Source organism: Azonexus sp. IMCC34842, assembly GCF_050368855.1.
Lineage (GTDB): Bacteria > Pseudomonadota > Gammaproteobacteria > Burkholderiales > Rhodocyclaceae > Azonexus > Azonexus denitrificans_A.
In genome coordinates this window covers 3739428-3760303 of sequence record NZ_CP178449.1, presented here as the reverse complement: position 1 = coordinate 3760303, position 20876 = coordinate 3739428, and the positions used below count along the sequence as shown (strand labels likewise).

The window sequence follows — 20876 nt, the reverse complement described above, 5'->3', positions numbered from 1 at the left end:
GGCTCACGTTGAATCAATGCTTGTCCCGGCCATGGCCGAAAGGCGGCAGTTTAACCCGCCCCGGCCGGCCATGCCGATGGCTTGTTCAGCGATCGTCGAAACTGACCACCAGTTTCCGGGTCGTCGCCCGGGCCTGGCAACTGAGCACGAAGCCCTGTTCCATCTCGGCGCTTTCCAGCGTGAAGTTCTTGTCCATCACCACCTCGCCGCACAACACCTTGGCCCGGCAGGTACAGCAGACGCCGGCCTTGCACGAGAAGGGCAGGTCGAGGCCGGCATTCAGCGCGGCATCGAGGACATGCTCGTCGGCGCCGATCTGCAGCTCATGCTCCTTGCCGTCGAGCACGATGGTTAGCGCGATGTCCTTGGCGGCCTGCGTCCGGCTCGCCGCCGCATCGGTATCGGCCTGCACCTTGGCGGCCATTGCCGGGCCGCTGGTGAAGCGCTCGGCATAGACGCGGCTGGCCGGGACGCCGGCTTCGATCAGCGCCTTCTCGGTGGCTTCGATCATCGCTTCCGGGCCACAGATGAAGACTTCGTCCATGCTCTTTACCGGCAGCAGGGCATCGATCACCGCCTGCACCTTGGCGCCGTCGATGCGGCCCTGCAGCAGATCGACTTCCTGCGCCTGGCGGGAGAGGATGTGGATCAGCGTCAGGCGGTCCGGGTAGCGGTCCTTCAGGTCCTGCAGCGCTTCGTTGAACATCACGCTGGACATCCGGCGATTGCCATAGACCAGCGTGAATTTCGATTCCGGCTGCTCTTCCAGCGTGCTGGCGGCAATCGACAGGATCGGCGTGATCCCCGAACCGGCGGCGAAGCCGACGCGATGGATGGCGCGCTGCTTCTTGACGATGAAGCGGCCGTCCGGCGGCATCACGTCGAGCGTCGCGCCGGCCTTCAGGGTTTGCGCCGCCCAGTTGGAAAACAGGCCACCTTCGACCGGGCGGATGCCGATTTCCAGCTCGCCGGCCTTGGCCAGCCGGCTGCGCGGGCTGCTGATCGAGTAGGTGCGGCGAACATCCTGGCCATTGATTTGAGTACGCAGCGTCAGAAACTGGCCGGGCTGGAAGCTGAAGGCTTCGCGGGCGGCGGCCGGGATGGCGAAAGTGACCGCCAGCGAGCCGGCCGCTTCGGGGCTGACACGCTTGACGGTGAGTTCATGAAAGCGGGGGGCGGACATGTCGTTATGCTCCGAAAATCTAATATGGCTTGAAATAATCGAATGGTTCCTGGCAGTCGAGGCACTTGTAGAGCGCCTTGCAAGCCGTTGAGCCAAAGTGTGAGGATTCGACGGTGTGGCTCGAGCCGCATTGCGGGCAGGGCACGACAACCGCTGTGGCCGGGCGGGCCATGAAGCGCACCACCGTGCTGCCGGCCGGTGTCTGGTGGGGTGGGGCGATGCCGTAGGCGCGCAGCTTTTCCTTGCCGGCCTCGCTCATCCAGTCGGTCGTCCAGGCCGGGGCCAGCTGGGTGACGACGCGGGCGACTATGCCCCGGGCGAGCAGCGTCGCCCGCACGTCGTCCTCGATCTGGCCCATCGCCGGGCAGCCGCTGTAGGTTGGCGTGATGACCACCTCCAGGCCGTCCGGCCCCTGGCGCACGTCGCGCAGGATGCCGAGATCGCGCAGCGAAATGACCGGGATTTCCGGGTCGGCCAGATCGGCCAGCGCGGCCCAGACGGCCTCGACGCTCGTCGTCATCGCCTTACCAGTTCCCGTTCGGATGGGCCCGGGCCAGGCTCTGCATTTCGGCCAGGAGGAAGCCGAGATGCTCGGAATGCAGGCCCTTCTTGCCTTCCGGCACATAGCCGCCGAGCGCCGGGCGGTGCAGCGTCGCTTCGCCCAGCGCGGCATCGACGAGGCCGTCCCAGTCGGCCTTCAGGCTCTGCGGATCGATGCCGATACCGGCCGCGATGGCCGCCGCTTCGGCCGGGCTGCTCGCCCAGAATTCCTCGGTGTAGGGCAGCAGGTGATCGAGCGCCGCCTGGGTCCGGGCATGCGATTCATCGGTACCGTCGCCGAGGCGGACCAGCCAGTCGCGGGAATGGCGCAAGTGATAGCGAACTTCCTTCAGCGACTTGGCGGCGATCGCCGCCAGATCGGCATTGGCCGACTTTTCGAGCGCCTCCCAGAGCAGTGCCATCAGCGCGCTGTAGAGGAAGTTGCGGACGATGGTCGTGCCGTAGTCGAGGCTGGCCTGGGCATAGCCGGAGAGCGGGCCGTGGTGCGGCAGTTCGAGCAGCGTGTAGTTGCGGAACTCGCCGGTATCGCGGAAATAGGCCAGCTTGTCTTCCGTGCAGTCGCCGCCCTTGAGCGTCGCGACCAGCTGATAGAGCAGGCGGGCCTGGCCGATCAGGTCGAGGCTGACATTGGACAGCGCGATGTCTTCCTCGAGGATCGGGCCGTGGCCGCACCACTCGGCATTACGCTGGCCGAGGACAAGGGCATTGTCGGCGAGGTGCAGCAGGTAGTCGATGGCGGCGCTCATTACATGTGCCCCACTTCTTCCGGGATGTCGTAGAAGGTCGGGTGGCGGTAGATCTTGTCGGCCGCCGGGTCGAACAGTTCGCCCTTTTCGTCCGGGTTGCTGGCGGTGATCGCCACCGAGGGCACGACCCAGATGCTGACGCCTTCCTGCCGGCGGGTATAGACGTCGCGCGCCATGTCCAGCGCCTGGGCGGCATCGGCGGCGTGCAGGCTGCCGCAGTGCTTGTGTTCGAGACCCTGCTTGCTGCGGACGAAAACTTCCCAGAGCGGCCATTCCTTCAATGCGGTAGTCATGCTGCTGCCTCCTCATTCATCATCATCTGTTCCATGGCGCCTCGCATCGGAGGCAAGGCCGCATTCGCGGCCGGTCGCATCCCCGCGGCGCGGGGCCCCTGCTTCCTGCTCATGCTGCCTCCTTGGCGCTGCGTTGCTGCTGTTTGCTGTGGTGGGCCAGCGCGGCATCGCGCACCCACTGTCCTTCGTTGTAGGCCTTGACGCGGGTCGCCAGGCGTTCCTTGTTGCATGGGCCGTTGCCGTTCACCGTCGCCCAGAATTCGTCCCAGTCGATCGTGCCGTAGTCGTGGTGCTGGCGTTCCTCGTTCCATTTCAGATCGGGGTCGGGCAGCGTCACGCCGAGGACTCGGGCCTGCGGCACGGTGGCATCGACGAATTTCTGGCGCAGCTCGTCGTTGGTCACCCGCTTGATGCCCCAGCGCATGCCTTGGGCGCTGTTCGGGCTGTCGGCATCGGGCGGTCCGAACATCGCCAGGCACTTCCACCACCAGCGATTGACGGCATCCTGGACCATCGCCTTCTGCTCATCGGTGCCGGTCATCATCACCAGCAGCGCTTCGTAGCCCTGGCGCTGGTGGAAGGATTCCTCCTTGCATACGCGCACCATGGCCCGGGCGTAGGGGCCGTAGGAGCAGCGGCAGAGCGGGATCTGGTTCATGATCGCGGCGCCGTCCACCAGCCAGCCGATCACGCCGACGTCGGCCCAGGTCAGGGTCGGGTAGTTGAAGATCGAGCTGTATTTGGCGCGCCCGCTGTGCAGGCCGTCGAGCATCTGGTCGCGGCTGGTGCCCAGGGTTTCGGCGGCGGAGTAGAGGTAGAGGCCGTGGCCGCCTTCATCCTGGACCTTGGCGATCAGGATGGCCTTGCGCTTCAGGCTGGGGGCGCGGGAAATCCAGTTGCCTTCCGGCAGCATGCCAACGATCTCGCTGTGGGCGTGCTGGCTGATCTGGCGCACCAGCGTCTTGCGATAGGCGTCGGGCATCCAGTCCTGCGGCTCGATCCGCCCATCGGCGTCGATGCGGCTGTCGAACGCCGCCTGCAGGGCGGCATCTTCAATGGCTGGAGCCAGTGCGACGGTCTTCGCGCCGGGTGTGTCCGGGACGTTGAAAGACTGTGTGTACATGAGATTCTCCTTGGGGTTGGGCCGGTTCCGGGCGGGCCGGAACCGGTTTGTCGTTGTTGCCTGCTGCTCCGACGGCTTACGGGACCAGGGTCCAGTCGCCGTTCTTGACTTCGAGCATGCGGAAGGCGGTCAGGTCGAGGCCCATGTGGTCGGTCGCCGACATGTTCACGATGCCGCCGGTGCCGATGTAGCCCTTGGTCGCTTCGATGGCGTCGCGGACCTTGGCCTTGTCGGTGCTGCCGGCGCGCTTGATGGCATCGACGGCGAGCATCAGGCCGTCATAGGCATGGCCGCCGAAGGACGAGACGTCGGTCTTCCACTTGTCGCTGAAGGACTTGGAATAGGCGGTGACGATCGGCTTCTGCGGGTCCTTGGCATCGAGCTTGTTGGCCACCAGCAGGGCGGCGGCCGGCAGGCGGATGCCTTCGGCGGCCGGCCCGGCCAGCTTGATGAACTCTTCCGAGGCGACGCCGTGCGCGTGATAGAGCGGCAGCGTGATGCCCAGTTGCTTGTAGTTCTTGGTGGCGATCGCCGGACCCTGGCCGAGACCGAAGATGAACACGCCCTGGACGCCGGCGGTGTTCTTGATCTTGGTCAGCTGCGGGCTCATGTCGGTGTCCTTGGGACCGTAGGTCTCGTTGGCGACCAGCGTGATGCCGTACTTGGCGGCGACGCCTTCGGTCTCCTTCTTGCCGGACTGGCCGAAACCGGAGGACTCGGAGAGCAGGGCGACCTTGCTGATGCCGCGCTTCTTCATGTCCTCGAAGACCTTTTCAGCGGCCATCCGGTCGGTGTGCGGCGTCTTGAAAACCCACTTCTTGACCGGTTCGACGATGACCACGGCACCGGCCAGCGAAATGAACGGGATGCCAGCCTTGTCGACCAGCGGGGCGGCCGACATGGTGGCGCCAGTCGTCGTGCCGCCGACCAGGATGTCGACCTTGTCGTCGTCGATCAGCCGCTTGGTGAAGCCGTTGGCCTTGCCGGCATCGCTGCCGTCGTCGTAATGGACCAGTTCGAGCGGGCGACCGAGCAGGCCGCCCTTCTTGTTGATGTCCTCGACGTACATTTGCAGCGTCTTCAGTTCCGGGTCGCCGAGGAAGGCGGCCGGACCGGTGACCGACAGCACGGAACCGATCTTGATCGGCTCCGCGGCGATGGCGGCAAAGGCGCCGAGGACCAGGGCGGTACCGGCAACGAGCTTCTTGATGCTGTGCTTCATGGTTAGTCTCCTTTGTTGTAATGGGGTCAAACGCGCTCGATCACCATGGCGATGCCTTGCCCGACACCAATGCACATGGTGCACAGGGCGTAGCGGCCGCCACGGCGTTTGAGTTCATAGGCGGCGGTGGTGACCAGCCGGGCGCCGCTCATGCCGAGCGGGTGGCCGAGCGCGATCGCGCCGCCGTTGGGATTCACATGTGCCGCATCGTCGGCCAGGCCGAGGTCGCGCAGCACGGCCAGGCCTTGGGCGGCGAAAGCTTCGTTGAGCTCGACAACATCCATCTGGTCGAGCGTCAGGCCGGTTTGCGCCAGTACCTTGCGCACTGCTGGGGCCGGGCCGAAACCCATGATCCGGGGCGGCACGCCGGCCGTCGCCATGCCGACGACGCGGGCCAGTGGCTTGAGGCCATACTGGCTGGCGGCCGCGCCGGAAGCCAGCAGCAGCGCGCAGGCGCCGTCATTGACGCCGGATGCATTGCCGGCGGTGACGGTGAGTTCGGGGCCATTGACGCCCTTCAGCTTGGCGAGCATTTCCAGCGTCGTTTCCGGCCGCGGATGCTCGTCGGTATCGACCACTTTCGCCTCACCCTTCTTCTGCGGGATGACCACCGGCACCAGCTCGTCGGCGAAGCGGCCGGCCGCCTGGGCGGCGGCCCAGCGCTGTTGCGAGCGGACCGCGAAGGCATCCTGGTCGGCGCGCGAAATGGCGAACTCGGCCGCCACGTTGTCGGCCGTCTGCGGCATCGAATGCGTGTCGTAGAGCTTCTTCATCAGCGGGTTACTGAAGCGCCAGCCGATGGTCGTGTCGTAGATCGCCGCATTGCGCGAGAAGGCCGATTCCGCCTTGCCCATGACGAACGGGGCGCGCGACATGCTTTCGACGCCGCCGGCGATCATCAACGACGTTTCGCCGGACTTGATTGAGCGGGCGGCCAGGCCGACCGCATCCATGCCGGAACCGCACAGGCGGTTCACCGTGGTGCCCGGCACTTCGATCGGCAGGCCGGCCAGCAGGCCGGACATCCGGGCGACATTGCGGTTGTCTTCGCCGGCCTGGTTGGCGCAGCCGTAGATGATGTCATCGACGACCGTCCAGTCGACCTGCGGGTTGCGTTCCATCAGCGCCTTGAGCGGAATGGCGCCGAGGTCGTCGGCGCGCACGCCGGAGAGGGCGCCGCCGTAGCGGCCGATCGGGGTGCGGATGGCGTCGCAGATAAAAGCTTCAATCATTTTTTAGGATCCAGGATCGAGTTGTTAGGATCGAGTGGTTTTGCTAGTAGCTAATAGCTAGCAGCTAACTACTGCTGTTTGGGTCGTTCATCGAGCACGCGCTTGGCCTTGCCGGTCAGCGTGCGGGGGATGGAGTCGTGTTCCATGACGGTGATCCGCGTCGAGATGCCGATGATCGTCTTGATGTGGTGCTGCAGTTCCTTGCTGATCGTCTGGATCTCGCTCGGCGACAGCTTGCCGGACAGTTCGCGTTGCAGTTCGCAGCGCACTTCGACGTTGTCGAGATGGCCGTCGCGCGTCAGCAGGATCTGGTAGGTGCCGGCCAGCCGCGGGTCGCGCAGGATCTGTTCCTCGATCTGGGTCGGGAAGACATTGACGCCGCGGACGATCAGCATGTCGTCGGAACGCCCGGTGATCTTGCCGATGCGGCGGAAGGAGCGGGAGGTCGGCGGCAGCAGGCGGGTCAGGTCGCGGGTACGGTAGCGGATGACCGGGAAGGCTTCCTTGGTCAGCGAGGTGAACACCAGCTCGCCTTCCTCGCCGTCGGGCAGCACTTCGCCGGTTTCCGGGTCGATGATCTCGGGGTAAAAGTGGTCTTCCCAGATCACCGGGCCGTCCTTGCTCTCGATGCATTCGCAGGCGACGCCGGGGCCCATCACTTCGGTCAGACCGTAGATGTCGATGGCGTCGATGCCGAGCTTGCGTTCGATCTCATGGCGCATCCCTTCGCCCCACGGCTCGGCGCCGAAGATGCCGACCTTCAGCGAGATGTCGGCCGGCTTGATGCCGAGCCGCTCGAATTCCTCGGCGATGACCAGCGAGTAGGACGGCGTGACCATGATCGCGTCCGGCTTGAAGTCCATGATCTGCTGCACCTGCTTTTCGGTCTGGCCGCCGGACATCGGCACGGCGCAGCAGCCGGCGCGTTCGATGCCGTAATGGGCGCCGAGGCCGCCAGTGAACATCCCGTAGCCGTAGGCGTTATGCACCATGTCGCCGGCCCGGACGCCGGCCGCGCGCAGCGAGCGGGCGATCAGGTCGGACCAGTTGTCGATGTCCCTGGTGGTGTAGCCGACGACCACCGACTTGCCGGTCGTGCCGCTCGAGGCGTGCAGGCGGGCCACCTTGGCGCGCGGCACGGCAAACAGGCCGAACGGATAGTTGTCGCGCAGGTCGAGCTTGGTCATGAACGGGAACTTGCCGATATCGGCCAGCGTCTTCAGGTCGTCCGGGTGGATGCCCTTGTCCAGGCACTTGCGGCGATACGGCTCGACGTTGTCGTAGGTGTGGCGCACCGACCATTTCAGGCGCTCCAGTTGCAGCGCGGAAATCTCGTCGCGGCTGGCGCTCTCGATCGGCTCGAGGTCGCCGGGCAGGGGTTTTTTGACAGTCATGGTTATCTCCTCTGTTGGTTGTTAGCTGTTAGTCGTTAGTAGCTGGAGTTGTTAGCGGGTTTGCCAGCAACTCTTGCCTCCTAACAACTCGCTGCTGCCGTTTGCAGTCCGGCGATGACTTCGCCGCTGATGCGATAGCTCTTGCCGCGGAACAGCGCAACGGTTCGGCCGTCGGCGGTGCGCACCGTGACGTCATAGACGCCGGTGCGGCCGGATGCCGACTGTTCTATGGACTCGGCTTCGAGCGTTTCGCCTTCGCGGGCCGGGGCCAGAAAGTCGATGTGGCAGGCCGAAGCCACCGTGTTCTTGTTGTAGCTGTTGCAGGAATAGGCGAAGGCGGTGTCGGCCAGGCTGAAGATCATGCCGCCGTGGCAGATGTGGTGGCCATTGACCATGTCGCCGCGCACCGCCATGGTGAGCAGGGCCTTGCCCGGCTGGACGCGGACGATCTTCATGCCGAGCGCCTGGGCGGCGCGGTCGCGCGCCCACATCGCCGTGGCGGTGGCGTCGGCCAGGGTCTGGGCTTCTTCGGCGGTCGGTTTGGGGTGATGTTCAGTCATGGATTTTCTTTCCGGCAAAAACGGCGCGCTGGATCAGCGGCGAGACGCGGTAGCGGTCTTCGCCATAGCTGGCGCCGAGATGGGTGAGGACATTGCGGATGTTCGGCAGGCCGACCTGGTCGGCCCAGGCGAGCGGTCCCTGGGGATAATTGACGCCGAGGCGCATCGCCGAATCGGCGGCGGCAGCCGAGCAGACGCCCTGATTGACGGCATCGGCCGCCTCGTTGGCGAGCATGGCGACGCTGCGCATGACGGCCAGGCCGGGAATGTCGGCGAAGCGCGAGACGGCGAAACCGGCTGCCTGGAGCAGGCCGCAGGCGGCGTTGGCGGCCTCCGGGTCGCACTGTTCGGCGACGGCGATGGCCAGGCGGGTGGCCTTGCCGTAATCGAGGGCGAGGTCGATCAGCACGGTGTTGGCGACGCCGCTCTCGGCCGCCCGTTGCGTGGCGCTGCGGCCGTCGGTGACGTAGAGCGCGGCGCGGCCGATCTCGGCGATCCGGCCGCCGCTTTCAAGGGCGCGGCTGAACGACAGGCTGCAGTGATGCAGCCGGTCGACCAGCGCTTCGGCGGCCGCCGATTCGCCGACGATGCTGATCTTGCCGACCGGCGTCTGGGGTGCTTCGCTTTGCGGCGCCGCTTTCACCGCGCCCTCGCGATAGTCGTAGAAACCGCGGCCGCTCTTCTTGCCGAAGAAGCCGGCATCGACCAGCTCCTGCTGCAGCAGCGAGGGCAGGAAGCGCTGGTCGTGGTAGAAGGCGCGCCACACCGAGTTGGTCACGGCGAAATTGACGTCGTGGCCGATCATGTCCATCAGCTCGAACGGCCCCATGCGGAAACCGCCGGCCTCGCGCAGCACAGCGTCGATCGTGGCGTAGTCGGCGGCGCCTTCCTGGGCCAGGCGCAGGGCCTCGGCGTAGTAGGGGCGGGCGACGCGATTGACGATGAAGCCGGGTGTCGACTTGGCATGCACCGGGGTCTTGCCCCAGGCGGCGGCGGTGGCGAACAGCGTCGCGGCGACGGCCGGTTCGGTGGCCAGACCGGAGACGATTTCGACCAGCGCCATCAACGGTGCCGGATTGAAGAAGTGCAGGCCGGCCAGCCGTTCCGGGCGCTGCAAGGCGGCGCCGATGGCGGTGACCGAGATCGACGAGGTGTTGGTGCCGAACAGGCAGTCGGGGCCGACGATGGCTTCGAGGTCGGCGTAGAGCTTCTGCTTGGCTGCGAGGTTCTCGACGATGGCTTCGACGACCAGGCCGGCATCGGCCAGCTCGGCCAGTTGGTCGACCGGGATCAGGCGGGCGCCGGCCGCCTGGGCGGCTTCGGCGCTCAACTTGCCCTTGTCGGCCAGTTTTGCGAATTGGGCACGAATGCCGTCGACCGCCTTTTCGGCAGCGCCGGGGCGGTTGTCGAGCAGCTTGACCGGGTGGCCGGCGGCGGCCGCGACCTGGGCGATGCCGGCGCCCATGGCGCCGGTACCGACCACCGCGATGACGGTCTGTTGGGGTAGGGGTGTTTGCATCACGCCTTCACTCTCCGGTGAAATTCGGCGCACGTTTGGCCATGAAGGCGGCGACGCCCTCGGCGTAATCCGGGCTCCAGCCCAGTTCGCGCATCATGCCGCCTTCGAAGGACAGTTGCTGCTCCAGCGTGTGGCCGGGGGCGGCATGCATCGCCTGACGGGTGCGGACCAGTGCCTTGGTCGGCGCGGTGGCCAGTTGTCTGGCGATGGCATCGACCGTCGCCGCGAACTCGGCGTCCTCGACGCATTGCCAGATCAGGCCCCATGCCGCGGCCTTCTCGGCTGGCAGCTTCTCGGCCAGCAGGGCGAGGCCCATGGCGCGGGCCATGCCGACCCGTTGCGGCAGGAACCAGGTGCCGCCGGTGTCGGGAATCAGGCCGATCTTGCTGAAAGCCTGCAGGAAGGACGCCGACTTGGCGGCGATCACCAGGTCGCAGGCCAGCGCCACCGAGGCGCCGGCCCCGGCAGCGATACCGTTGACCGCAGCGATGGTCGGCACGCGCAGGTTCTGCAGACGGAGCACCAGCGGCTTGTAATTGCGTTCGACGGTGTTGCCGATGTCCGGCATCTTGCCGGCCTGTATCTGCATGGCCCGATCGCCGAGATCCTGCCCGGCCGAGAAGCCGCGCCCGGCACCGGTCAGCACCAGCACGCGGATGGCCGTGTTGTCCTGAACATGGTCGAGAGCGGTGCGCAGCTCGGCGTGCATGGCGTCGGTGAAGCTGTTCAGCTTGTCCGGGCGGTTCAGCGTCAGGCGGGCGATGCCGTCGGCGATTTCAAAGGTGATGTTTTCAAAGTTCATGGGCTGTCCTCAAACGTGGTAACGGCGCTGGACGACGCGGAAGCGGTTGGCGACGAAGGCGGAGTCGGCGTAGGAGGCGTTGGCCGACGGGTTGCCGCCGGTGCCGTGGTAGTCGGAGTAGGCCGTCGACTGATTGACGAAGACGCCGCCGGTCAGGTTGATCGACAGCGCGACCTTGGAACGCCAGGTGGCGGCGGTCATCGCCTCGATCACCTCGGGCCGGGTCGAATAGATGCCGGCGGTCAGCGCGCCGTGCGTGCTGATGATGCGTTCGGAGAGGGCGATGGCGGCGGCGGTATCAGCCACCTTGACGATGAAGCTGATCGGCCCGAAACGCTCTTCCATGTACTTGGCTTCTTCGCCGGCAGCACAGGCGAGGAGCACCGGGGTGCGCACTTCGGCCTTGGGGAAATCCGGGTTTTCCAGCCGGGTCGGGGCGAGGATGACCGTGCCCAGCTTGCCGGAACCGGCTTCCTCGATGCGCTTCAGCGTATCGGCCGACTGGATGGCGCCGAGCACGGCGAAGGCGACTTCCGGCTTGGCCAGGAAACCGGTGACGGCGTTGGCCAGGTCGCGACAGATTTCGTCGTAGGACTTGTGGCCCTCTTCGGTGTCGATGCCGGCGGCCGGCACCAGGATGGCTTGCGAGGTGGTGCACATCTGGCCGGAGTAGAGCGACAGCGTGAAGGCCAGGTTGCCGAGCATCTTGCGGTAGGCATCGGTCGAGTCGATGACGATGTTGTTGACGCCGGCCAGCTCGGCATAGACCTGGGCCTGCCGGCAGTGGTCGATCAGCCATTGGCCGAAGACATTGCCGCCGGTGAAGTCGACCGACTTGACGGCCGGGTGGGTGACCAGTTGCTGGGTGGTTTCGCGCTTGTCGGTGACGCATAGCGTGACCAGGTTGGGATCGATGCCGTTTTCGGCGAGCACGGCGCGGATGGTGCGGACGGTGATCGCCGCCGGCAGAATGGCGTTGCTGTGCGGCTTGACGATTACCGCGTTGCCGGTGGCCAGCGCCGCGAACAGGCCGGGGTAGGTGTTCCAGGTCGGGAAGGTGCCGCAGCCGACGACGACGGCGACGCCCCGCCCGACGATTTCGAAATGTTTCTTCATGATCAGCGGCGGGTTCTTGCCCTGCGGCTTTTCCCAGACCGTTTCGGCCGGCACGAAGCTCTGCTCGCGCCAGGCGTAGGCGACGGCTTCCAGGCCGCGCTCCTGGGCATGCGGCGAGCCGGCCTGGAAGGCCATCATCCAGCCCTGGCCGGTGGTCATCATCACTGCATGCGCCAGTTCGAAACTCTGCTGGTTCAGGCGGCTGAGGATTTCGATGCAGATGCCGGTGCGGCCTTCGGCGCCGACTGCCTGCCAGGCCGGCATGGCCTGCTGGCCGGCGGCGATCAGCGCGGCGAAGTCGCAAACGGGATATTGCACGGCAAGGGCGACCCCGTACGGCGATTGCTCGCCGCCGGTCCAGCCGCTTTCGCCCGGCTGGTTGAGCGCGAACGGCTGGCCGAGGTGGCTTGCGTAGGCTTTCTTGCCGTCGTCCGGCGCCGTTTCGCCATACACCTTGGGGCTCGGCATTTCATTGAAGGCCGACCAGTAGCCGCGGGTGTGGATGGCATTCAGCGCGCCGTCCAGCGTGGCGCGGTGTTTCTCGAATAGGGGGTGAGTCATTTGCTTCCTCCGGGAGTGGGGCGTTTTCTTGTCGAGAGACAGCCGGTGAAGGCCGTTCTTCGGGTGATTAGTTACCAACTATTGCTAAGACGGTTGATGAAATGTATCACGTCATTTGCTCCTTTTGTGAAGTTTTAAATGCAGGAAGTCATTCCGCGGTGCACCAAAAAATACATCAAAAACAATCGTTGAATTCTGTTTTATAAGGAAAATTTAAGTGCTTTGACAGCGTCTCCGGCAAAAATGTTTCGTTCTATTTTCACAAAGCGATACAAAAAGCGTTGACGAACCGAATGAATATGTAACATGATGCTTCCACGGCAGCCTGCTTCGGGCTGACCTTCTACCTGACGATCCGACCTGAGGAGGAGACACACATGGCAAGTAATAAAGAGCGTTTCGCGGACAAGATGGAATTTCCGCCGGCCACACCGCAGCCGAACATCTATCCGCTGTCCTGGAACAGCAAGACCAAGAAGTTGCAGGAAGTCTGGGAAGCCTCGCTGCGCGAGAACTGGGATCCGGAAAAGCTGCCTTGGGATACCCTGGATGTAGATAGCTACACTTGGGAAGAGCGCGAATCCATCGCCTACTGGTGGAGCCTGCTGTCGGTATTCGACGCCTCGGCGCCGCCGGTGTTCGCCGAAGCGCTGATCAAGACCTATGAAGTGCACGAGGAAGATCCGGTCCGCAAGTGCTTCTTCTCGGTCACCCGCGATGAACAGAACCACGAAATCATGTGCGGCCTGGCCATCACCAAGCTGCTCGGCCACCCGGACCCGCTGACCTACGTGCCGAAGACCGACCTCGGCAAGCGCCTGCAGAAGAACGTCGCCTGGCTGTATTTCAACGGCGGCCGCTACTGGACCGGTTACAAGCAGGCGGTGCCGAAGTACGACCTGGCCGTCCTGTTCAGCTCCTTCCTGATGGGTGAGATCGCTGCCGCGACCATCTTCAAGCAGATGTTCGACAATTCCCGCGAACCCGTCTTCAAGGAAGGCTTCAAGAACATCGGCCGCGACGAAGGCCGCCACATGGCCATCTGCATGGCGGTGATGGAGCGCGACTATCCTGGCCTCGACGAGTCGACCAAGGCCGTCGTCACCAAGCAGATCCGCGCCGGCTACCTGTTCCTGTCAGCCGTGCTGTTCGAGCCGCCGATGGAATTCTGGGACCTCCCGGCCGACTTCATCGGCAACCAGCGGGAAGCTGAAGAAGTGGCGCGCGGCGCCGGTTTCGGCATCCCGAGCTACGAAGCCAAGCTGGAAAACTGGCGCAATGCGATGCTTAACCTGAAGGGCGTGCTCGATCGCTACAACATTCCGTTCCCGGCCATTCCGGAAGTCGGCATCTCCGGTCAGGAAGTGTCGGAAATCGACATGGAAGACATCATTCCGGTCTTCTAAGCAGCCATAAGAAATGCTGCCGGCCGGTGTTCCGCAAGGGGCGCCGGCCTTGCCGCAAGAGAGAGACGAATAGACAAAGGGGAAGAAAATGGCTCGTATCGTGATGCAGCCTTCGGGCAAGTCGGTCGATTGCAACTACGGCGACACGGTTTTGATGGCGCTCGAAAAGGCCGGCTACGCGCTGCCCAACAACTGCCGGGCCGGCGCCTGCGGCGAGTGCAAGGTCAAGGTCACCGGAGGCCAGTTCGACCAGGGCATGGTGCTCGACATGGCGCTGTCGCAGGACGAGCGCAAGCAGGGCTACGGCCTGATGTGCATGGCCAAGCCGATTTCCGAGGAACTGGTCATCGAATGGGGCACCCTCGATGCCCGGCCCAAGCTCTTCCCGCCGCGCGAAGACGCGCTGTTCGTGGTGACCGACAAGCGTACGGTCGCGGCGCGCGTCGTTGAAGTGCGGATGCGCCCGGTCGGCCAGCCGATCCGTTACTGGCCGGGGCAGTATGTCACGGTCGGCAATCCGCGCGCCGACGTGCCGGCCCGCGCCTATTCGATTTCCAACGCGCCACGCCCGGACGGCGAACTGGTGCTGCAGGTGGCCCGCGCCGAGGGCGGCAAGACCAGCAACTGGATACACGATAGCCTGAACATCGGCGACAGCCTGAAGATTTCCGGCGCCTACGGCACCTTCATCGGCGACCCGGCGGTCGATACGCCGGTCCTCTGCCTGGCCGCCGGTACCGGCCTCGCACCGGTCCTGGCGTTGGCCGAAGCGGCGCTGCGCCGGGGTTTCCGCAAGCCGGTGACGATGCTTTTCTCGGCGCGCACCAAAGAAGACGTGTACAGCCAGGGAATGATGGCCTGGTGGCGCACCAAGCATCGCAATTTCGACTACAAGGTGACGCTGACCCGCGAGACCGCCGAAGGTTATCTGGCCGGCCGGGTGGACGCGGTGTTGCCGACAATGTTTCCCGATCTGTCGAAACACACCATCTTCGTCGCCGGCAGCCCGGAGTTCGTCGATACCTGTGTCGCCACCATCAAGAAACTCGGCGCCCGCGACGATTTGATCCACACTGAAGGCTTCTTCGCGCAGCAGCAACCGGTGACGGCCGATGCCGATCACCTGTTGCCAGCCTGATTTGATGCCCTCCGCCCTGTTCAGTACCGGGTGGAGTCGCTAACATGCGCAGATTCTCCGTTGCAGCCGATACAGTGATTCAACCGATCAAGACCCGCCTCGACGATTTTCGGCAACAAACCCGCGTCCAGGCCGGTTCGCTCATCATCTCCATGTTTGGCGACGCCATCCTGCCGCGCGGCGGCCGGGTCTGGCTCGGCAGCCTGATCCGTCTGCTCGAACCGCTGGAACTCAACGAGCGACTGGTCCGCACCTCGGTCTTCCGGCTCGCCAAGGAAGAATGGCTGCGCACCGAAACAGTCGGCCGGCGCGCCGACTACGTGCTGACCAATTCCGGGCGGCGGCGTTTCGAGGAAGCCTCGCGCCACATCTACGCCTCGCATGCGCCGCTCTGGGATCGCCGCTGGCGGCTGATCCTGGCGGTCGGCGAGTTCGAGCCGAAGGAGCGCGAGCGGCTGCGTCAGGCGCTGTTCTGGCAGGGCTTCGGGGTGCTCGGCGCCGACTGTTTCGTGCATCCCTCGGCCGACCTGACCGCCGCCTTCGATGCGCTGGTCGCCGAAGGCCTGTCGGGCTATCTCGACCGCCTGATGCCGCTGCTCGCCGCCGATTCGCGCTCCGGCCTGTCGGCCAACGACGCCGATCTGGTCCGCCGGGCCTGGAATCTCGATGCGCTGGCCAGCGCCTACAGCGAGTTCGTCGCGACCTACCTGCCGGCCCTCGCCGAATTGCGCCGCGACCGCCAGGCCGAGGTCGGCGAGGAAGACGCCTTCCTGCTGCGCACGCTGTTGATCCATGACTACCGTCGCCTGCTGCTGCGCGACCCGGAACTGCCCGATGTGCTGCTGCCGGTCGACTGGCCCGGCCAGAAGGCCCGGTTGTTGTGCAAGGAACTCTATCGCCGCCTGGTGCCCGCCTCCGAGCGGCATCTCGACCACTTGCTGACCCTCGCCGACGGCACCAACCCGCCCTGCGATCCGTCCTACGCCGACCGCTTTCCCCAGGACGACCCGCTAGCCGCGATGTCGCTGTAAGGGCGGCCAGACGGAATCAGTCGGGCCGGCCGCCATCGCCCGGGGCGGGCCGGCCGGCGCGCTCAGGCGGGCGAGCTGACCGGCAGGATCGGCGCGTAATCGCCGTAGCCGTCCGGCCACGGGGTCAGGATGTCGAACCCGCTATCGGTGACGAGCACGGTATGTTCCCACTGCGCGGAGAGCGAGCGATCCTTGGTCACCACGGTCCATTCGTCGGGCAGGTGGGTGATCGCCGCTTTGCCGGCGTTGATCATCGGCTCGATGGTAAATATCATCCCCGGCTCGAGTTTGAGTCCCTTGCCCGGTTGCCCGACGTGCAGCACCTGCGGCTCATCGTGGTAGATGGTGCCGATGCCATGCCCGCAGTATTCGCGAACGACACTGAAGCCCTCGCGCTGGGCGACGGTCTGGATGGCATGACCGACATCGCCCAGCGTGGCGCCCGGACGAACTTGCCGAATGCCCGCCCGCATCGCCTCGTAGGTCGTTCGGACCAGGCGTTTTGCCAGCGTCGAGGGGTTGCCGACGAGGTACATCCGGCTGGTATCGCCAAACCAGCCATCCTTGACGATACCGATGTCGATATTGACGATGTCCCCATCCTTCAGTTTCTTGTCGGACGGAATCCCATGGCAAATGACATGGTTGACCGACGCACAAATGGTCTTCGGGTAGCCGTGATAGCCGACATTGGCCGGAATCGCCTGCTGCACATCGATGATGTAATCGTGGCAGAGCTTGTCCAGTTGATCGGTCGTGACGCCCGCTTTGACGTGCGGGGCAATCATCCGCAAGACATCGGCCGCCAGCATGCCGGCCCGCCGGGCCATGGCAATCTCGGATTCGGTCCTTATCGCTACCTGTCGGGAAGCGCTCATGCTGCCACAACCGACAAAGCGCCATTGCCAAGCCCATCACCCTCGGCCTGCCGTTCCGCCTGGACCAGCAACTGGCAAATGTCGGCGTAGCAAAGGTTCGGGTTCAACTCGGCGAGCATCCCGACGCGAAGCCAATGCTCGGCCTGCGCATTGATCGAGCGACTCAACGCGCTACTGGTCAGACGCAAGTTCTCATGCATCCGTTCTGAAATTTTGACGATTCCCATCAGATCACCGATATATGGTTTGTATACGATACGTATATTAGCAGATGTGCGGCTGTATTGGTTTCCTTCGATAGCACTGGTGACAGCAATATTGTGGGCAACCCTTCGCCGAGCACCATCTGGACCTCTTGTTGAGTCCCCGACGGTGCAAACCCGTCCGGCAATCGATCCAGCGCCGGACGCTTTCCCGAGAACGATTCGCTGACCTTGATGTCGCGGTAAGTGGTGGCCGGCCAGCTTGGATCTGTCATGAGCGATCTTGGCATAGCGCGGCCTGAAATCTGGTTGGTCTGCGTGTCCAGGGGTCGATGATTTGTCGTTGGATTTGATTGCGCGGCACCGAGCATTTTTGATATTACTATTGCATAGTTAGCGTATGCTCGTCGCAGTTGCCATGAAAGGATGCGCCTTTGCTGATCAAGAATCTGAATTACGTGTTTTCCGAAAGCTTGCCTTATCGAGAGCGCTTTGGGGCTCTGCGGGGTTTTGCCGTTTGGTTCAGCCTACGCCAGGACTACAAACTGTCAAAAGGTCAGTTGTACGGCGTAAACATCCCCGGGTTGGCCCACAAAATCTGGTTGAGGGCGGGAACCAGCGATTTGAAGGTTTTTCAACAGATCTTGTGTGAAGGCGAAACCGAATTCGGCCTGCAGTTGACGCCGCCTTTTTTCATCGTCGATGCCGGGGCCAATATCGGGCTGTCTAGCATCATGTTTGCCGCGCGCTGGCCGAAGGCAAAGATCATTGCCTTGGAGGTCGACTCGGCCAACTATCAATTGCTCTGCAAGAACGTCGCCGGATACCCCAATGTAATCCCCGTCAAAAAGGCGCTGTGGGGCACGGATGGCCATGTCAGGATCTTGAATCCGACGGCTGAGTCCTGGTCATTCCGGGTAGTGGAAGCCGAGCCAGATGATCCGGATGCGATTGAAGCCATCTCGCTCGGGCGAATCCTTGCCGATAATGATGAAGACGCCTTCAGTCTGCTCAAGATCGATATCGAAGGCTCCGAGGTCGATCTGCTTCAGGCCGACACGACGAACTGGATTGGCAAGACGAAAGCGATTGCGATCGAATTGCATGATCGTTTTCGGCCCGGTTGTACTGCGGCCGTGGACAATTTGTTGGCGGGCCGCCCCCATACTGAGACTCAGCAAGGGGAATATCGCGTTATTCAATTTCATTAAGCATTTCAATTGCCTGGCGCGGCGTTTTCTTCAACACCGGTAGGCAAGCATGAATTGCCCCCGTAGTCGGCTTTTTGAGCGCTAGTAATCAGCCGTAAACCCGGCATCGACGATGGCTTGAACAATGTCGTTCGGGCTGATGAAGCGGCCGTGTTCGACGCTGGCTTCGCCGCTGGTCAGGTTTATGTCGAGATGGCCGATGTTCGGCAGGTCTTGGATGGCGTTGGCCAGGGTGCGCACGCTGGCTTCGTCGGTCAGGCCACCGATCTTCAAATGCAGGGTGTCCATGGTCTTTCCTCGGCTTAGCTTGGTGAGGCCGACGGGCCGGCGATTTGCGCCAGGCGCATCCACAGGATGCCCAGCCATTCATGCAGGGCGTAGTAGGAGGTCTGCAGCGCATTAGCCTGCGGCAGCCAGTCGAACGGCGCGAAGGATTCCCTCTTGCCGCTCTTGAAATCGGTTGGGGCGGGAATGACCTCGAGTCCGGCCGCCGTAAAAAGGCCTTTTGCCCGCGGCATGTGGAAAGCCTGGGTGACCAGCACGATGCGGTGTATCCCGGCGCTGCGCAGAATGCGGGCGGACATCGCTGCATTGTCGGCGGTGTCGCGCGATTCCGTCTCCCGCCAGCGCACCGGCACGCCAAACTCGCGTTCGATGATCCTGGCCATCGCCTCGGCTTCCGAGCTGTCGGCATTGGTCGGCCGGCCGCCGCTGATCAGCAGTGGCAAACCGAGCTGGCGGGCCAGCCGGGCGCCATAGCGCAGGCGAATCAGGCTGCGCTCGTTGGCCGTGTCGCCGCCGTATTCGGCCGCTTCCAGCTTGAGACCGCTACCCAGCACGACGATGGCCTGGGCGCCGGCGGCATTGCTCAATACCGGTCCGGCCCGCTGCTCGAGCGTCGCAATCAAGGCCGTCGCCATCGGCGGCAGACTCTGGACAAGGAGCAGTCCGCCGCCCGCCAGGGCCAGGCCAAGCGCCCAGCGCCGCCGGCGGAACAGGGCGGCCAGGCAGAGCAGCAGCAAGCCGTTGGCCGGCGGCAGCAACAGCGTGCCGAGCAGGGTCTTGAAGATGAAGGCGAAGGACATGCCGGCGAGTGTCGTCGGCCGGCTCGCCAGCGTCAACGCCCGGCGGCCGGGCCAGGCATCTAGGCGCGGTTGTTTTTCTTCAGTTCGACCAGCGGAATGACGTCCGGCAGGTGAATGCGCGGGCGGTCGGCTTCGATTGCCGTCAGCGGTTCGCATTCGACCATGGTCGCCAGGCAGCGCCGCGTCAGGTCCTGGTAGGTGTGGGTGCCTTCGGTCTTCCAGGTGATTTCTTCGTCGGACAGTTGGCGGATGACCTTGGCTGGCATGCCGGCGGCCAGGCTGCGCGCCGGAATTTCGACGCCGGCCTTGACGAAGGCGCTGGCGGCGACGATGGCCGATTCACCGATCACCGCGTTGTCCATGATCACCGCGTTCATGCCGATTAGCGCGTTTTTCCCGACCCGGCAGCCGTGCAGCACGGCGCCGTGGCCGATGTGGCCGTCTTCCTCGACAACGGTGTCGGTGCCGGGAAAGCCGTGCATCACGCAGGTGTCCTGCAGATTGGCCCCGCGCTCCAGGATCAGCCGGCCGAAATCGCCGCGCAGGCTGGCGCACGGGCCGACATAGCAACCCGGGCCGACGATCACGTCGCCGATCAGGACGGCGCTCGGGTGTACAAAGGCGGTGGGATCGACGACCGGTACAATCCCGTCGATGGCGTAGACGCGCAAGGGCTTCATGCAAATGCTCCAGACAAACAGAGCGCAGATTCTATAAAATAAAAGTCGTTTCGACATGTGGAATTTTCAGGGGGCGTGATGAGCGAAGAATCCGAGAGCAGGCTGGGCGAGGGGAAACACGGCGTCCAGTCACTGGAAATAGGGATGGGCATCCTGCGCGCGATGGTCAATGGCCAGCGCTCGATGATGCTCAAGGACATTGCCGCGGCGGCCGAGATGCCGCCCTCCAAGGCGCACCGCTACCTGGTCAGCCTGATCCGGGCCGGCCTGGTCGACCAGGACCCGATGACTTCGCGCTACGACCTCGGTCCCTTTGCGCTCAATATCGGCCTGGTCGCCATCGATCGCCTCGACCGCATCCGTCTCGGCCTGACGGCGATTGCCGGCTTGCGCGACGAGATCAACGAAACGACGGCGCTGGCCGTGTGGGGCGAGAGCGGGCCGATCATCGTGCGCTGGGAGCGGCCGCGCCGGCCGATTACCGTCAATGTGGTGACCGGCACGGCGCTCGATCCGCTGACCTCGGCCAGCGGTCGGGTGTTTTCGGCCTGGTTGCCGAAGGAAACCATCAATCGCCTGATCGACCGCCGCCTGAAAGGCGGCGACCTGCCGCCCGAGTTGCAGACGCGGGCCGAAGTCGATGCCTTGCTGACCAAGGTCCGGGCCGACGGTTATGCCGGGGTTTCCGGCTATCACCTGGTACCCGGCGTCGAGGCGCTGGCCGCGCCGGTATTCAATTTCAAGGGTGAAATCACGTTGGCGATGCTGGTCGTCGGGGTTCAGGGCATGTTCGATATGGACCCGAATGGCAAGGTCGTCGGGGCGATGAAAAAGACCGCCGCCGAGTTGTCCCTGCGCCTCGGCTATTCGCCAGCCGAGTGAGCTTGAGCCGGCTGATCAGGCCGTGCCACCTGCCCAAATCGACCCGCCGC

The 20876-nt window shown here is 64.2% G+C and carries 22 protein-coding genes; 5 read left to right on the top strand and 17 right to left on the bottom strand.

Annotated elements, in window-relative coordinates:
- Positions 1-85: 85 nt before the first annotated feature.
- From ACLIKD_RS17830 to paaN, 12 genes are all read right to left on the bottom strand, one after another.
- Entirely contained in the window at positions 86-1183 is a 1098-nt protein-coding gene (locus ACLIKD_RS17830) for a 2Fe-2S iron-sulfur cluster-binding protein (RefSeq protein WP_428826073.1), read from the bottom strand.
- 19 nt (positions 1184-1202) lie between these two features.
- Positions 1203-1703 (bottom strand): 1,2-phenylacetyl-CoA epoxidase subunit PaaD, encoded by a 501-nt coding sequence (gene paaD / locus ACLIKD_RS17825; RefSeq protein ID WP_428826072.1) that lies wholly within the window; start codon positions 1701-1703, stop codon positions 1203-1205.
- Between the two features lie 4 nt (positions 1704-1707).
- Entirely contained in the window at positions 1708-2490 is a 783-nt protein-coding gene (gene paaC / locus ACLIKD_RS17820; RefSeq protein WP_226472010.1) for a 1,2-phenylacetyl-CoA epoxidase subunit PaaC, read from the bottom strand.
- Positions 2490-2783: a 1,2-phenylacetyl-CoA epoxidase subunit PaaB gene (gene paaB / locus ACLIKD_RS17815; RefSeq protein WP_226417957.1), complete on the bottom strand. Its 294-nt coding sequence runs from the start codon at positions 2781-2783 to the stop codon at positions 2490-2492. The genes paaC and paaB overlap by 1 nt, the downstream gene beginning before the upstream one ends.
- A gap of 109 nt (positions 2784-2892) precedes the next feature.
- Positions 2893-3906, bottom strand: a complete 1014-nt coding sequence (gene paaA / locus ACLIKD_RS17810) for a 1,2-phenylacetyl-CoA epoxidase subunit PaaA (RefSeq protein ID WP_428826071.1) — start codon at positions 3904-3906, stop codon at positions 2893-2895.
- Between the two features lie 76 nt (positions 3907-3982).
- Positions 3983-5128 carry an ABC transporter substrate-binding protein gene (locus tag ACLIKD_RS17805; protein ID WP_428826070.1) on the bottom strand — a complete coding sequence of 382 codons (1146 nt, stop codon included), beginning with the start codon at positions 5126-5128 and terminating at the stop codon, positions 3983-3985.
- 26 nt (positions 5129-5154) lie between these two features.
- Positions 5155-6360 (bottom strand): 3-oxoadipyl-CoA thiolase, encoded by a 1206-nt coding sequence (pcaF, locus tag ACLIKD_RS17800; protein ID WP_428826069.1) that lies wholly within the window; start codon positions 6358-6360, stop codon positions 5155-5157.
- Between the two features lie 68 nt (positions 6361-6428).
- On the bottom strand, positions 6429-7754 hold the full coding sequence (gene paaK, locus ACLIKD_RS17795) for a phenylacetate--CoA ligase PaaK (RefSeq protein ID WP_226417961.1): 1326 nt from the start codon (positions 7752-7754) through the stop codon (positions 6429-6431).
- 80 nt (positions 7755-7834) lie between these two features.
- Entirely contained in the window at positions 7835-8314 is a 480-nt protein-coding gene (gene paaI, locus ACLIKD_RS17790; RefSeq protein WP_226472015.1) for a hydroxyphenylacetyl-CoA thioesterase PaaI, read from the bottom strand.
- Complete coding sequence (paaH, locus tag ACLIKD_RS17785; RefSeq protein ID WP_428828357.1) at positions 8307-9833, bottom strand: 3-hydroxyacyl-CoA dehydrogenase PaaH; 1527 nt, start codon at positions 9831-9833, stop codon at positions 8307-8309. Before paaH ends, paaI begins: the two co-directional genes overlap by 8 nt.
- A gap of 7 nt (positions 9834-9840) precedes the next feature.
- Complete coding sequence (gene paaG / locus ACLIKD_RS17780) at positions 9841-10635, bottom strand: 2-(1,2-epoxy-1,2-dihydrophenyl)acetyl-CoA isomerase PaaG (protein WP_428826068.1); 795 nt, start codon at positions 10633-10635, stop codon at positions 9841-9843.
- A gap of 9 nt (positions 10636-10644) precedes the next feature.
- Positions 10645-12312 (bottom strand): phenylacetic acid degradation protein PaaN, encoded by a 1668-nt coding sequence (paaN, locus tag ACLIKD_RS17775; protein WP_428826067.1) that lies wholly within the window; start codon positions 12310-12312, stop codon positions 10645-10647.
- A 377-nt stretch (positions 12313-12689) separates the two neighbouring features.
- Between paaN and ACLIKD_RS17770 the strand changes: the two genes are divergently transcribed.
- From ACLIKD_RS17770 to paaX, 3 genes are all read left to right on the top strand, one after another.
- Positions 12690-13718: a hypothetical protein gene (locus tag ACLIKD_RS17770; protein ID WP_226417966.1), complete on the top strand. Its 1029-nt coding sequence runs from the start codon at positions 12690-12692 to the stop codon at positions 13716-13718.
- Between the two features lie 88 nt (positions 13719-13806).
- Complete coding sequence (locus ACLIKD_RS17765) at positions 13807-14856, top strand: 2Fe-2S iron-sulfur cluster-binding protein (protein ID WP_428826066.1); 1050 nt, start codon at positions 13807-13809, stop codon at positions 14854-14856.
- 44 nt (positions 14857-14900) lie between these two features.
- On the top strand, positions 14901-15887 hold the full coding sequence (gene paaX / locus ACLIKD_RS17760; protein WP_428826065.1) for a phenylacetic acid degradation operon negative regulatory protein PaaX: 987 nt from the start codon (positions 14901-14903) through the stop codon (positions 15885-15887).
- 62 nt (positions 15888-15949) lie between these two features.
- On the opposite strand, the gene map is transcribed toward paaX, so the two are convergent.
- Together map and ACLIKD_RS17750 are read right to left on the bottom strand one after the other, a co-directional pair.
- Entirely contained in the window at positions 15950-16765 is an 816-nt protein-coding gene (map, locus tag ACLIKD_RS17755) for a type I methionyl aminopeptidase (protein ID WP_428826064.1), read from the bottom strand.
- Positions 16762-16992: a ParD-like family protein gene (locus ACLIKD_RS17750; RefSeq protein WP_428826063.1), complete on the bottom strand. Its 231-nt coding sequence runs from the start codon at positions 16990-16992 to the stop codon at positions 16762-16764. The genes map and ACLIKD_RS17750 overlap by 4 nt, the downstream gene beginning before the upstream one ends.
- Positions 16993-17402: 410 nt before the next feature.
- On the opposite strand from ACLIKD_RS17750, the gene ACLIKD_RS17745 reads away from it, so the two are divergent.
- The gene (locus ACLIKD_RS17745; RefSeq protein ID WP_428826062.1) at positions 17403-18179 is read left to right on the top strand and encodes an FkbM family methyltransferase; all 777 of its coding nucleotides are present in this window, start codon (positions 17403-17405) and stop codon (positions 18177-18179) included.
- 81 nt (positions 18180-18260) lie between these two features.
- Here ACLIKD_RS17745 and ACLIKD_RS17740 read toward each other — a convergent pair whose 3' ends face one another.
- From ACLIKD_RS17740 to paaY, 3 genes are read right to left on the bottom strand one after another with little or no spacing between them, the layout of a single operon-like run.
- Positions 18261-18467, bottom strand: a complete 207-nt coding sequence (locus ACLIKD_RS17740) for a heavy-metal-associated domain-containing protein (RefSeq protein ID WP_428826061.1) — start codon at positions 18465-18467, stop codon at positions 18261-18263.
- Between the two features lie 14 nt (positions 18468-18481).
- On the bottom strand, positions 18482-19264 hold the full coding sequence (locus tag ACLIKD_RS17735; RefSeq protein WP_428826060.1) for a YdcF family protein: 783 nt from the start codon (positions 19262-19264) through the stop codon (positions 18482-18484).
- A gap of 59 nt (positions 19265-19323) precedes the next feature.
- Positions 19324-19944, bottom strand: coding sequence for a phenylacetic acid degradation protein PaaY (gene paaY / locus ACLIKD_RS17730; RefSeq protein ID WP_428826059.1), 621 nt, complete (start codon positions 19942-19944; stop codon positions 19324-19326).
- Between the two features lie 78 nt (positions 19945-20022).
- Between paaY and ACLIKD_RS17725 the strand changes: the two genes are divergently transcribed.
- Positions 20023-20826 (top strand): IclR family transcriptional regulator, encoded by an 804-nt coding sequence (locus ACLIKD_RS17725; RefSeq protein WP_428826058.1) that lies wholly within the window; start codon positions 20023-20025, stop codon positions 20824-20826.
- The last annotated feature ends 50 nt before the right edge of the window (positions 20827-20876 follow it).

What these genes read in the sequence shown, in the direction of transcription:
- ACLIKD_RS17805 (WP_428826070.1), bottom strand. Translation starts at nt 5,128, where the DNA reads ATGAAGCACAGCATCAAGAAGCTCGTTGCCGGTACCGCCCTGGTCCTC.
- ACLIKD_RS17735 (WP_428826060.1), bottom strand. Translation starts at nt 19,264, where the DNA reads ATGTCCTTCGCCTTCATCTTCAAGACCCTGCTCGGCACGCTGTTGCTG.
- ACLIKD_RS17765 (WP_428826066.1), top strand. Translation starts at nt 13,807, where the DNA reads ATGGCTCGTATCGTGATGCAGCCTTCGGGCAAGTCGGTCGATTGCAAC.
- ACLIKD_RS17750 (WP_428826063.1), bottom strand. Translation starts at nt 16,992, where the DNA reads ATGGGAATCGTCAAAATTTCAGAACGGATGCATGAGAACTTGCGTCTG.
- paaN (WP_428826067.1), bottom strand. Translation starts at nt 12,312, where the DNA reads ATGACTCACCCCCTATTCGAGAAACACCGCGCCACGCTGGACGGCGCG.
- paaI (WP_226472015.1), bottom strand. Translation starts at nt 8,314, where the DNA reads ATGACTGAACATCACCCCAAACCGACCGCCGAAGAAGCCCAGACCCTG.
- map (WP_428826064.1), bottom strand. Translation starts at nt 16,765, where the DNA reads ATGAGCGCTTCCCGACAGGTAGCGATAAGGACCGAATCCGAGATTGCC.
- paaB (WP_226417957.1), bottom strand. Translation starts at nt 2,783, where the DNA reads ATGACTACCGCATTGAAGGAATGGCCGCTCTGGGAAGTTTTCGTCCGC.
- ACLIKD_RS17830 (WP_428826073.1), bottom strand. Translation starts at nt 1,183, where the DNA reads ATGTCCGCCCCCCGCTTTCATGAACTCACCGTCAAGCGTGTCAGCCCC.
- paaY (WP_428826059.1), bottom strand. Translation starts at nt 19,944, where the DNA reads ATGAAGCCCTTGCGCGTCTACGCCATCGACGGGATTGTACCGGTCGTC.
- paaX (WP_428826065.1), top strand. Translation starts at nt 14,901, where the DNA reads ATGCGCAGATTCTCCGTTGCAGCCGATACAGTGATTCAACCGATCAAG.
- paaC (WP_226472010.1), bottom strand. Translation starts at nt 2,490, where the DNA reads ATGAGCGCCGCCATCGACTACCTGCTGCACCTCGCCGACAATGCCCTT.
- ACLIKD_RS17740 (WP_428826061.1), bottom strand. Translation starts at nt 18,467, where the DNA reads ATGGACACCCTGCATTTGAAGATCGGTGGCCTGACCGACGAAGCCAGC.
- paaD (WP_428826072.1), bottom strand. Translation starts at nt 1,703, where the DNA reads ATGACGACGAGCGTCGAGGCCGTCTGGGCCGCGCTGGCCGATCTGGCC.
- paaK (WP_226417961.1), bottom strand. Translation starts at nt 7,754, where the DNA reads ATGACTGTCAAAAAACCCCTGCCCGGCGACCTCGAGCCGATCGAGAGC.
- paaG (WP_428826068.1), bottom strand. Translation starts at nt 10,635, where the DNA reads ATGAACTTTGAAAACATCACCTTTGAAATCGCCGACGGCATCGCCCGC.
- paaA (WP_428826071.1), bottom strand. Translation starts at nt 3,906, where the DNA reads ATGTACACACAGTCTTTCAACGTCCCGGACACACCCGGCGCGAAGACC.
- pcaF (WP_428826069.1), bottom strand. Translation starts at nt 6,360, where the DNA reads ATGATTGAAGCTTTTATCTGCGACGCCATCCGCACCCCGATCGGCCGC.
- paaH (WP_428828357.1), bottom strand. Translation starts at nt 9,833, where the DNA reads ATGCAAACACCCCTACCCCAACAGACCGTCATCGCGGTGGTCGGTACC.
- ACLIKD_RS17770 (WP_226417966.1), top strand. Translation starts at nt 12,690, where the DNA reads ATGGCAAGTAATAAAGAGCGTTTCGCGGACAAGATGGAATTTCCGCCG.
- ACLIKD_RS17725 (WP_428826058.1), top strand. Translation starts at nt 20,023, where the DNA reads ATGAGCGAAGAATCCGAGAGCAGGCTGGGCGAGGGGAAACACGGCGTC.